Here is an 11,238-nt window from a genome sequence, read left to right as displayed (position 1 = left end):
TTCAAAAGGTGGTAGTGAACGAGTGCCACCGCGGAAGCGATGGTCAGCGCCGTGCAAGCCAGCGCCAGCACCAACGTCCAGTCGGTCCCTTGATGCGATTTGGGCCGCCGAGATCGCAGCAGCAGGACGGTAAGCAGCCGGCTGATGGAGGCGGGCCGCGCCATCGTCAGCAGCAGCTCATCGGAAGTACTTCGGGCTGCCAGTAGCGCCAGTGTGTCGGCGATACGGCAAGTGGCCGCATGGTCGTGGCATCGAACCAGCTGTCGCCATGGCGGAGGCACGGGAAGCCCAGCCTGTGCTGTGTGGCGTTGATCACGGCGAGCTCGATCGTGCAGTCGAACGGCGCTGAGGAGATATCACGCCAGCCCAGCAGCGTGAGCTGGCGAAGCAATGAGATGAATGCTCGACGCATGCGGCGGATCGCCTCTGATGGGTGAAGCCGAGCATCGCACGGTCGATCACCAGAACGATTGACCTGGCTCAATCTGCTCGATTCGCGCCAATCGTTTCAGCCCAGTGATCTTCAACTCCTCAGCCTCAACGCGTCGATGGTATCCGCGTTTTCGCAGTACTCTACATAGTTCGCCGCCGTAGTATGGGCCGCTAGCTCCTGATCGCACCGGCGCTTGTGCGCACAGAACGAACAGACACGTTCCATGTCGCGCAATAAGGCCGGCTCCACGCGCCGCAAGGCCGCTTCGTCGATGTCCAGTGCCGCGAGCATGGACGGCAACTCGTTTGCGCCCTGCGGACCTTGCCGCACCAGGCTATCAAGATCGGCAGGCGCCACGTTGAGCTCGCGGGCAACAGGCTCCAACGTCCCGAATTCCTCGTCGTACTCCATCAGCTCGTGCAACTCCCGGCGCTGTTTGAGCCAGTCGCCAAACAAATTGATGGCTTTCGTGACAAAGGGAAAAGGGTCGCGCCGGGTTATCGTCATAGCACCCTCCGTTCTCGGTGAATTGTGGCCGGCAGCTCAGGCGCGGCGGCCTCCTCAAGAAACAAGTGCGCAGTCGGCTCTGTGCGAGACTAAGCCGGCGTCGTCGCCGCGACCATTTCGTCTCCGTCAGAATGCAGAACTAGCAGTGTGCCAATCGGTCCGCATCCGCTTCCTGCTCGAGCTGCAAGATGTGTCGCCGTACGACCTCGAACTTCTCTTCGACAACCTCGCTGAAAACCGGATCTCGCTGATCAGACAATCTTGCTACAATCTCCGCCCAGTCCTGAGGGCGTAGCGCCTTGAGCGCGGCCGGAAAGAAATCATGCTCTTCCTTGGCCATATGACACCGTTCCTGCTCGATGAAGTCCCGAATGATGTCATTGACGGTTTGCCGAAGGAGTTCCTGATCGGCCAGCACACCTTCGATTGCAAGCGCGACCCGGCGCAAACGGTTGGCGCCTCTCCGATGATCGGCCGCGAGATCGCCGATCCTTGCGGCCGCGACGGAATCGCGCACCTTCAGCTTTTCTAATACGACGTCCTCGAGCGGATGGTGGCAGGCATCGGGATAGACCTTGAAATAAGCGATCACCGCATGGACGACCTCGTAGTCGGGACGCTCTCCGCGAGCGAAGACGCCTAGCTCCCGCTCAAGGACCCGGAGCAACATTTCGATGTTGCGATGCTCTTGACGCAAGATATCAATGACCATTGCGCTCTCCCTGACGACAGATTGATCGCAGAGATCGCGTCGCGGGACATTGCGATAGGTCAACCAGATGGCTCTTAAATCGGCGCCAAGTGTGCCCTCAGCCGGGCCCGGCCTCGATCCGATAACGCACGAGACCGCGTTCGGCCGCTCCGGCGTCGAGCCTTCGACCTATTGGGGGGAGTGCGCGGTGCCCGCAATCGGTCCGCTCGCAGGCGCGACAGCCGGGACCGATCGGATCGGCGGCCTCGACATCGTCCAGGTCGACGCCCTTCGCGTACACGGTCCGGCTCGCATAGGCGACCTCGCATCCCAAGCCGACAGCGACCGCACGCGGCCGGTTGAAGTCGGCAAGCCCGGCGCGTCCCCTTTTGAGCTAATTGCGACATCGAAACGGCATCAAAAGTCGCGGTTAAAAGGCGGTCGATGCGGCGACGCAGAGAGAGGCAATGGTGGCGCTGGCCGACACGAGCTTGCTAGGCGAAAATATCCGCATAGCAGGGCTGTTCTTTCCCGAACCGCTGCCCGCGCACCGTCGAGCGGATACTAGTCCTAAACACAACTCGCCGAACGCTCTTCTCTACTTTGGTTCGGTTGTGATCTCGCCAGCCGATTCGACCGGCACCCCGTAGTAGTCCGTTCCGGCCGACCTGAACTTCATCGCAAGCTCGCCCGCCTTGCCGAAAGCCTTCACTGTGTCCTGGGCTGAGAGAGCAACGGTCGTGGTTATATCTGACAGGCTTCCGCCAGCTGCTGCGGCAAGTACTATGGAGACCAGAGTACGTTCGTCAGGCGCTTCGGCTATTATCAGCCAATCGTATCGTCCTAACGTAAGATACCAACCGATTAGACGACCGCCGACAGCTGCGAGCAACTCGGCAATCGCTTCGGAACGATCTTCTGGCTTTGTGGTCATTGCGCGAACCGCTGTTGCAGTGTAACGCCCTTGCGAAATGTAGATCGTCATGGTGCTCTCCTGTTCAGCTGCGCCTGCCTCTCGCTCATGGTGAGAGAACGAGCGTAGTCGTAGCAGTTCGGGTCCCTCCGCGATAGCGAGCGATCGGTGGAGTTGCAGAGGAACGTAACCGATCGCCGGTAAATCGGCTTAGAACCTCAGCCGCCGGGCGAAGCGGACTTGACATGCTCAACCGGACCTCTTCCAGGCGTGACCCAGAGTCGACAAAGTTGCTGCAATCAGGGCAGCGATCATGCCGATGCTGCGGCAGCGGTTTCGCGTGATCGCACCAGCATTCTGACGGCGACAGTGACTACGACGTCCAGCAGCTCGAGAGCTGGTGGCTTAGCGATGAGGGCCAGGTTCTCGACAGATGGAGATGGGAAATTCAGTTTCCGGAGCAGCAGGCCGACTGCATATCCCGTTCCTCACGACGGCCCTGTCCGAGTTATGTTGGCTGCGGCCGCGCAATCGGCGGTTCGAGCTTACACCGTAGTTGTGAAGTCGAGCCGAGGTCCGGCCGGGACGATTCCGGTCGGGTTGATCGAGCGATGGCTCTCGTAGTAATGTCGCTTGATATGCTCGAAATTCACCGTCGCGGCGATTCCGGGCCATTGATAGATGTCGCGCGTGTACGACGACAGACTGGGATAGTCGACGATCCGGCGGATATTGCATTTGAAATGTCCGGCATAAACCGCGTCGAAGCGGATCAGCGTCGTGAACAGGCGGATGTCGGCTTCCGTGAGATGGTCGCCGAACAAAAACCTGCGGTCGGCGATTCGGTTCTCCAGCCAGTCGAGCGTATCGAACAGCGGAGCGACGGCTTCCTCATACGCGGCCTGCGTGGTCGCGAAGCCGGCCTTGTAGACGCCGTTGTTCAGCGTGTCGTAGATGCGCGCGTTGACCGTGTCGATGTCGCCGCGCAAGACTTCCGGGTAGTAGTCTCCGGGCTTCGCGCCGATCGCGTCGAAGGCCGAGTTCAGCATGCGAATGATCTCGGATGATTCGTTGCTGACGATCGCGCGAGTGCGCTTGTCCCAAAGCACGGGAACCGTGACGCGGCCGGTGTAGCGCGGATCGGCCTCCTGATAGATCTGATACAGGAAGTCAGCGCGGTTCACGGTATCGGGGACTACGCCCGGGCCGTCGGCAAAGGTCCAGCCTTTCTCGAGCATCAACCAATGCACCACCGAGACGGTGATCATGTTCTCAAGGCCCTTCAGCGCGCGCATAATCAGCGTGCGGTGTGCCCACGGACAGGCGAGGCTGACGTAGAGATGGTAGCGACCGGCTTCGGCCTTGAAGCCGCCCGTGCCGCGGCCGTCGGCAGTGATCCAGTTGCGGAAGGCCGATTCCTTGCGCACGAAGCGGCCTCGCGTCGATCCGGTGTCGTACCAGACGTCGTGCCACCCACCATCGATCAGTAATCCCATCTCGGCCTCCTCAATGCGTGTCCGGCTGTCGCCTGTTCAGGTGCGGGTGATCGAGAGGCCACCATCAATCAGTGACGCGGTCCCGGTGACGAAGGCGGAATCGTCGGACGCCAGATAGAGGACCGATCGCGCGACCTCCTCCGGACGCCCCAAGCGTTTCAGCGCATGAAGGTTGGTGATGAATGCGGCTTTGTCAGGAGTATCGTTCATCTCCCGGTACATGTCGGTTTCAATTGCACCGGGCAGGATCGCGTTCACTCTGATATTCTGCGGACCGAACTCGGCGGCCAGGGTTTGCGTCAGCCCGATCAGGCCCGACTTGCTCGCGGCATAGGCGGCGACGCCGGGAAACGACGAGCTGTGGCCGACAAAGGTCGAGGTGAAGATGACGGACCCGCCGCCATGCTTGACCATCTCGGCAATCTGATGCTTTGCGCCGAGAAACGAGCCGGTGAGATTGATGGCGATTGCATCGTTCCAGCCAGCCTCGGAAACGCCGGTTGAGGGGCCACCTTCGCCCAGGGTGCCGGCATTGTTGAAGGCAACGTCGAGCTTGCCGAAGGTGTTGACGGCAAGCGCGACGAGGTCGCGGGCATAGGCCTCAGAGCGAACGTCGCCGCCGAGGGCCACCGCCGTACCGCCACTGGCCTTGATCTCGGCGACGAGGCTCGCAAGCTCGGCTTCGCGCCGTGCGCCGACAATAACCTTGGCGCCTTCGGCGGCGAACAGCTTTGCGGTGGCGCGGCCGATGCCCGAGCTCGCGCCGGTAACGATTGCTACTTTGTTGTGAAGACGCCCTGTTTGCTGCTGTGTCATGTCCGTTCTCCTTGGTGGGCTGCGCCAATCGCGGCCTTGATGAGCTGGTAAGTAGACCCGCCAAGGAATTGAAAGAAGGCACGAAAACTGGTTATATCATTCAGCTTTTATGAATGATCACCGGGTAGAGCATGGACCGCTTGCGGGCTTTTGAGGTTTTCGCAACCGTCGTCGGCCAGGGCAGCTTTACTCGCGCCGCGGACAAGCTCGATACCTCGCCGGCCAATGTCACCCGTTATGTCAACGAACTCGAGCAATCGCTCGGCGCCCGACTTCTCAACCGCACCTCGCGGCGGCTGTCGATGACCGAGACCGGAAAGATGCTGTATGATCGGGCGCTTTCCATTCTCGACGACGTGGCCGAGGCCGAGGCGCTTGCATCCACGGCCGCGATCCAACCGCGCGGACGGCTGCGGGTCAATGCGCCGTTGAGCTTCGGCATTCTGCATTTGGCCCCACTGTGGCCGCGCTTCTGCGCGCGCTACCCGGATATCGAGCTGGATGTCAGCCTGGTGGATCGAGTCGTCGACCTTGTCGAAGAGGGCTACGATCTGGCCGTCCGCATCTCACGTGGCGGATCGTCCGCCCTTGTCAGCCGCAAGCTCGCGACCACGCGCCATCTGATTTGTGCTTCTCCCGACTATGTCGCACGTCACGGCACACCGGCGCGTCCGGAGGATCTCAAGGAGCATGCCTGCATCGCGTATACTTATTCGGATTCGGTGGATGATTGGCAAATGCTCGACAATGCAGGCAAGGAGCATATCGTTGCGGTGCACCACATTATGCGAACCAACAATGGCGATACCGCCCGCGCAGCGGCATTGGCCGGACTCGGCATTATCCGGCAGCCGGCCTTCCTTGTGGGCGAGGATTTGCGACGGAGACGGCTGGTGCCGCTGTTGACCGACTATCGCATGCCTGAAATCGATGTGCTGGCGGTCTATCCCAGCCGCCGCCACCTCAGCGCCAAGGCGCGCGTCATGGTCGATTTTTTGGCACAAGCATTCCGCGGCACGCCGCCGTGGCATACTGGATGAGATCGGCGATGTTTCTCATGGCGTACTCTCCGCAGCCAACTGTGGCGGTAGACACCAATTGCTGGAGCGGCACCACGCGGCTCGATCAGGAGAAAGGCTGGCGGGCGCTACGCCGCCGACCTGACCGGTTTGGCAGCGTACTTTCGCAACGCACTATCACTGATCAACTTGGTGGCAAGATCGTGACTGGTAGCCGGACGGCCTCAAGCTAAGGGTGACGGTTCCTTTGGATCGCCTTGGGGATTAGTCTTGGATCCGTCGGTCCAGCTTCCGACCAAGTGCGAACTGTCAATCAAACTCAAGACAGCCATATCGCTCGGACTTGACGTTCCGGCAACGCTGCTGGACCGCACTGCAAGAGATCGAATGGTCCGTTCGCTGCAGAACATGTCGGTTGTTGGCGCCAAACCGACATCATCTTCGCTCATGGACCGCCGCTGGTGACCCAAAGCCGTCTTTGGCCATGGGCTTCGCTCGTAGTGCAGCATTCTGCTATTGTGGCGTTTTTCATTGTCGAATATCGGCCGATGGAGCGCGCGATGCCGAACAGCAACGAGATCGAGACGAATTCGCACAATCCGATGCCGCAGGGTTATGTGCTTGTTGCCAGAGAGGGTCAACACCTGATCCATTTTCGTGATGGCGGAAATATCTTCATCAAGGTCGACCCCGTAAGGGGATCCAATAATCTTGGCCTGGGCACACAGCAGCTACCCAAGGGCTCGGGCATTCCGGTGCACCGACACCTCGACAGGGACGAAGCTTTCTACGTTCTAGAAGGCAGTGGCACGGTCACACTAAATGATGTGCCTCACTCTTGCGAAAGAGGAGGAACGATTTTCATACCCAAGAACACTTGGCATGGTTTCAGTAGTCCAGATCAGGAATTGGTTCTGCTGTGGGTCATGGCGCCCCCGGGCCTCGATGGTTTCTTCCGCGAAACCTGCAGTCGACCGGGCGAACCGCGAAAGGAACTGACGCGGGAGCAGATCAACGCAGTCGCTCTCAAATATGGGGCAGAATACAGGTAGGCGGGCTCAACCATTGCCCACAAAAGCTAAAATGCTGAGTCAGAAAATGGCCCATGCCGACGAAATCCTTCGTTCGTTTATACGTCGGCTAGTGGGGGATGACCGGACATGGCCAGGAAGAGGCCGGAGCGACGCTCATCGAACATCCGCTCGGCAGGCAAGGCTTTCTTTTGCGCCACGTCACTGGCGCAAGATCATCCGTGATCTGCCGCTCTGAAGCGCCAGCTTCAGCCGCATCAATTTGGCCTAATCGACGTCCTCTAGGGTCGTACCTTGTAACCAAACGACCCGCGCAGAATGGACGTGTGATCTGAATCACTGATCGTCGCTAGTAGGTGCAGTATCCCGCAACTCCGAGGGAAGTGTCCCTTCGTAAAACAGGAGATTGCAGTGAAGACGAACGCTGCTGAGCGAGAAATCGATGCGCTTTGCGATAGCGAATTGGATTCAGTTTCCGGCGGGGAGCCAAATCATACTCTGGAAATCTGGCTACCTAACATCGGGATGACAATTTCGTGCACCCCGGACGGAAGCAAGAGCTGGGTCCGTTGGCCTAATGTCTTACACTGATCGCGCCACAGCGGCCCAGGGCCGTGGTAGGTCCGGGCCAGCCTCGAGGCGGGCCGCTCTGCTGATCCTCCCGGCGTCTGCGTCGGCAGTCCACCAAAGCCGTCACGGCGCACCAACGAGGTGATCGAGTGATGTCCGGGTTTGGCCCTTTCCGACCGACCCCGACACCCGCCTGCATGTCGGCTACCAAGGGGTAAACCGGACATAGTCGACGCGCGGCGATATCGACGCAAATTAAAGTGCTGGCCGGCCAGCCCACCGGGAGAGCCTCAGTTGCTGAGGTGCGGCGAGCCGTCGAAATCCTGATGAACAGCGGCAAAGATTGGACCGATCGCATGAAGCGGTTGGCCGGACATGCGCCTGACCTCAACATTTTCTCGGCCAAGCTCGTGCTTCGCGATGTTGAAGGTTGGTCGATCACAGAAGAAGGCCGGCAATTCCTCTCTGCGCTCGAAACGGCCGTCGCCGTTCGAAGAGAGCTGCCTCGACCACTCGCCGATCTGCCCTCCCACAAACCCCGACGCAGGAGGGATCGGAAGCTTCAAGATCGCTTGATCCGCCTCGAACGCGTCGTCAAAGGTCGCGCCGCCGCGGCGGGAAAGTTTGATCCAAACGGCGTACCGCGTGAGAGCGACGCCAGTTTTGAGCTGGGATTAAGTTGCTTGCTACCGGTCTTTGGCGTCAGGAACATCGCACCGGGTCAAATTGCTGGAATCCTCGCGGAACGGTCTCTCGATTGGGTCGCCACGCTGCATCCTTCCGATCCCGGTATCGTGGTGCTAAGTTTGATGATAGCAGGGAGAGAGTCCTGTTTCCTACTGGACGCCAAGGGAAACGTGGAGGCCTATCGCACCAGACTAAACGTCTCGTTCAAGTTTGAAGGCTCTTGAACATCATCGGCCTGGCCCCGATCGCAGGGCGAGAGCCGTTGTGTCCTGGAAGGCGCGTTTCGATGCACCTCAAAGGCGTCATCATCCTAGTAGACTTCATAGATGAGTATTCTTGATTCGCCCTCGCGAGGGATCGCTACTTCGAATCGCAGGTTGCCGGGCTCATCGTTCAGGGAGCGAGCCCGGTCGGACAGCGGCAGGACCTGATCGCACCTCTCCTCTCGGCCAAGCACTCAAGATGCATTCGCGAATGAGGGTTCGCAGCACGCTCGACCCAAAGGTCGGCAATTCGAAGCAAGTATATCGCCTAAGAGGCTTGCGCGGTAATTGGTGAAGAAAAGCTGCCCGTCGGATCTAGTGATATGACCTTCTCGATATCTGCCTGGGCATGGCGCACACAATAAGCCGTGCCTTCTCTGAAGCTCCTCACAACTCGATAGGCTGGCGTGCCCTGGACCGGAGATCGTTCGCCACCGTCGAAAGACCAGCATCCGACCAACACCGGTACATTAGGAGCGAGTCTGCCAAGCTGACGGACCGCAAATCGAATCTGAGCGTCCTTGCCGTCGCCCAAATAGCTCAGAAAGATCACGGCGGAGTCTCTTGTCGCGCCGACACCGGGACCGCGAATTGCTCGCCCAAGCCGTTCCGTTCCCGCATTCAAGCCATGTGCATCGAGAAGCTGCGCCAACAGCGCCGCCGCCGCGTCATCCAAGGGCGAGGCGCCACCCAGACAGAGTATCGCCCTGTCCGCGCTCCAGGGAGCCGGCAACGATTGTCTGTCGAGTATCGCGCATTCCTGCATCGAAGTTTGCGACATGGCGTCCAAGGCTGCCACCGCTTCGACATCGTTGGTCGAGGATCCTGCATCGGGAATCCTGTCCTCCAGGTTCGCGAAGTCTTCGCATAACGCTTCCACGGTCGTATTTATTCGCTCCATCCGCTCGTTATTCAACTTACCGCGGTCGCAATCGCTCTTCGCGAGTAGCAGGCCCCGAAGCGCCACTTCCTCCATGTAGGCCGAGAGAGAACGCTCCTTGAGGAATTCTTCCGCCATTTCAGCCGCTTCGGTCGGATCGCCCGCGAGCATGCGTTGGTAAAAGATCTCCGGCGGAGACAACGCCGGGCGGTCGCCGAACATCACATCGAGAAAGGCCAGTCGTTCGACATGCCGACCCAAGACGACCAGGCAAACAGTGAGAGGCGTTGCCAAGACGAGCCCGACAGGTCCCCAAAGTGCGGTCCAGAACGTCGCCGATAGGACGACGGCGACGGGAGACAAACCGGTGGATCGACCATACACCATCGGTTCGACTACGTGTCCGACTACGGGCTCGACGATCAGGAACAGCGCCAGCGTCCCGATCAACATCGACCAGCCCGGATCTACAGCAAGAGCCAAAGCGAGCGGAAATAATGCTGCGATGAGCGACCCGATGTAAGGTACGAACCGAAGCACCGCCGCCAGGATTCCCCACAGGATTGCGCGCGGAATACCGATGGTTGTCAAGCCGATCCCGATCGCTAACCCAAAGCTGGAGTTTATGAGAAGTTGATTGAGGAACAGCTTGCTCAACCTTGACGCGGCGTCGTCGAGCGCTGCCGTGGTCCGTTGCAAATCGTTCGATCCGAAGAGGCGGATCAGGCGATTGCGCAAATCCTCTCGCTGAATGAGTATAAAGACGACGAAGATTATGATGATCCCGGTTGTCGCCAAAGGCGATATCAGCGGGGCGATAAGAACCCTTATGTTCTCCAACGCACCTGGATCGGGTTGAAGAACCTCGACTTTAAGAGGTTTCGCGACAACCGGATTGTCACCGTTCGAATGAGAGGCCGCCGGTGCATTCGCTGCCGGATGCTGAATCTCCTCGCCTAACTGCTTTAGCATCGCCGCCGCGCGTTCCAAAGTCGTGCTGCCACCCGCGATTCCTCGGACGGAGTCGATTTTCGACACGATCGTCGCCTGGTATTGCGGGAGGTCTCCGGCAAGCTGGTTCAGTTGCTTGGCAATAATGCTTCCCACGACGAACAGCAGCATGAAAGCGATGCCGACCGATCCAAGGACCGCCAACGCGCGGGGAATGTGGATGCGCTGGAGGAGCCTTACCGCCGGTGCCAGCACGAAGCTGAGCAGTACCGCCAACGAGATAGGTACGAAAACTTCACGGCCGAGGTAAAGCGCAGCGATGATCAGGGCAAATATAACGGAAAACGAGGCGACACGGATGGGTGCCTCATCCCCTGCGCTAACGGATTTGACCGGATCAATCTGCATTTTGCCGAGCGATGCTCTTGCGCCTACTCCGGTAACCGGACCAACCAAATAAGCTAACCAAGCGATTAAAGTTCCCCGACGTTCCAAGGCGCGTGAAATGCGGGTGCTCGATCCGGCATTCAACATCGATCGCGTTGTGCGACGGTTTGATATCGAGGCGTTGTTGGCCTGGCCTGGCGGGCTGCGCGAAACATATGAGAAGCAGCGACCTCAACCGAGTCTTTGCCTACGGCGCAATCGGAAGAGGGATAGTATTGCGGAGGCGTCCGGTCACCAGCCCACCGTTTGAGCTTCCAGGCCAAACGTTCGAAGTCGTTGCCCGAAACCGCCCAGACTTCGATGGCAGCTTCTTTTTCGGCTGGTACCGGCTCATCAACATCTGCTCGGCGATCTCCCTGGCGCAAACAAAAGCTTTCATAGCATCCTCTTTGAACGGTTTGACGAGTGCTATGTCGCGGTGGCCAGAGATGGCCAGAAAAACTCGCCGCACTTACGATTGAACGCCGGCATCTGAAAGCTCGCTAGGAGTGCTGCAGCGCACAATAAGCCCTAATTTCGGACCAGCGAAATCTA

General features: G+C 59.2%; 11 protein-coding genes and 1 pseudogene. 3 read left to right on the top strand and 9 right to left on the bottom strand.

Going from position 1 to position 11,238, the window contains the following annotated elements:
* Positions 1–166 precede the first annotated feature (166 nt).
* The 7 genes and pseudogenes from JQ586_RS12630 to JQ586_RS12595 all read right to left on the bottom strand — a co-directional run bounded on the left by JQ586_RS12630 (position 167) and on the right by JQ586_RS12595 (position 4,856).
* Positions 167–412 carry a hypothetical protein gene (locus JQ586_RS12630; protein ID WP_249147511.1) on the bottom strand — a complete coding sequence of 82 codons (246 nt, stop codon included), beginning with the start codon at positions 410–412 and terminating at the stop codon, positions 167–169.
* A 111-nt stretch (positions 413–523) separates the two neighbouring features.
* Positions 524–940, bottom strand: coding sequence for a DUF6455 family protein (locus JQ586_RS12625; RefSeq protein WP_212394881.1), 417 nt, complete (start codon positions 938–940; stop codon positions 524–526).
* 139 nt (positions 941–1,079) lie between these two features.
* Positions 1,080–1,652, bottom strand: a complete 573-nt coding sequence (locus JQ586_RS12620; RefSeq protein ID WP_212394880.1) for a hemerythrin domain-containing protein — start codon at positions 1,650–1,652, stop codon at positions 1,080–1,082.
* 97 nt (positions 1,653–1,749) lie between these two features.
* Positions 1,750–1,980: pseudogene (locus JQ586_RS12615) on the bottom strand (short-chain fatty acyl-CoA regulator family protein); the annotation flags it as partial.
* Positions 1,981–2,229: 249 nt separating this feature from the next.
* Positions 2,230–2,616, bottom strand: coding sequence for a GYD domain-containing protein (locus tag JQ586_RS12610; protein WP_212394878.1), 387 nt, complete (start codon positions 2,614–2,616; stop codon positions 2,230–2,232).
* Between the two features lie 473 nt (positions 2,617–3,089).
* Positions 3,090–4,040 (bottom strand): glutathione S-transferase family protein, encoded by a 951-nt coding sequence (locus JQ586_RS12600; protein ID WP_212394877.1) that lies wholly within the window; start codon positions 4,038–4,040, stop codon positions 3,090–3,092.
* 36 nt (positions 4,041–4,076) lie between these two features.
* The gene (locus JQ586_RS12595) at positions 4,077–4,856 is read right to left on the bottom strand and encodes an SDR family oxidoreductase (RefSeq protein ID WP_212394876.1); all 780 of its coding nucleotides are present in this window, start codon (positions 4,854–4,856) and stop codon (positions 4,077–4,079) included.
* A gap of 131 nt (positions 4,857–4,987) precedes the next feature.
* On the opposite strand from JQ586_RS12595, the gene JQ586_RS12590 reads away from it, so the two are divergent.
* From JQ586_RS12590 to JQ586_RS12580, 3 genes are all read left to right on the top strand, one after another.
* Positions 4,988–5,896: a LysR family transcriptional regulator gene (locus JQ586_RS12590; protein WP_212394875.1), complete on the top strand. Its 909-nt coding sequence runs from the start codon at positions 4,988–4,990 to the stop codon at positions 5,894–5,896.
* A gap of 440 nt (positions 5,897–6,336) precedes the next feature.
* Complete coding sequence (locus JQ586_RS12585) at positions 6,337–6,927, top strand: cupin domain-containing protein (RefSeq protein WP_212394874.1); 591 nt, start codon at positions 6,337–6,339, stop codon at positions 6,925–6,927.
* Positions 6,928–7,802: 875 nt separating this feature from the next.
* Positions 7,803–8,387 carry a hypothetical protein gene (locus JQ586_RS12580; RefSeq protein WP_212394873.1) on the top strand — a complete coding sequence of 195 codons (585 nt, stop codon included), beginning with the start codon at positions 7,803–7,805 and terminating at the stop codon, positions 8,385–8,387.
* A gap of 86 nt (positions 8,388–8,473) precedes the next feature.
* Here JQ586_RS12580 and JQ586_RS41500 read toward each other — a convergent pair whose 3' ends face one another.
* Together JQ586_RS41500 and JQ586_RS12575 are read right to left on the bottom strand one after the other, a co-directional pair.
* On the bottom strand, positions 8,474–8,620 hold the full coding sequence (locus tag JQ586_RS41500) for an antibiotic biosynthesis monooxygenase (protein ID WP_409410980.1): 147 nt from the start codon (positions 8,618–8,620) through the stop codon (positions 8,474–8,476).
* A 74-nt stretch (positions 8,621–8,694) separates the two neighbouring features.
* Positions 8,695–10,665, bottom strand: a complete 1,971-nt coding sequence (locus JQ586_RS12575; RefSeq protein ID WP_212394872.1) for an AI-2E family transporter — start codon at positions 10,663–10,665, stop codon at positions 8,695–8,697.
* Positions 10,666–11,238 lie beyond the last annotated feature (573 nt).

Origin of the sequence: Bradyrhizobium jicamae, assembly GCF_018130215.1 — a bacterium.
GTDB lineage: Bacteria > Pseudomonadota > Alphaproteobacteria > Rhizobiales > Xanthobacteraceae > Bradyrhizobium > Bradyrhizobium jicamae_A.
This window is presented reverse-complemented; position numbering and strand designations above follow the sequence as displayed.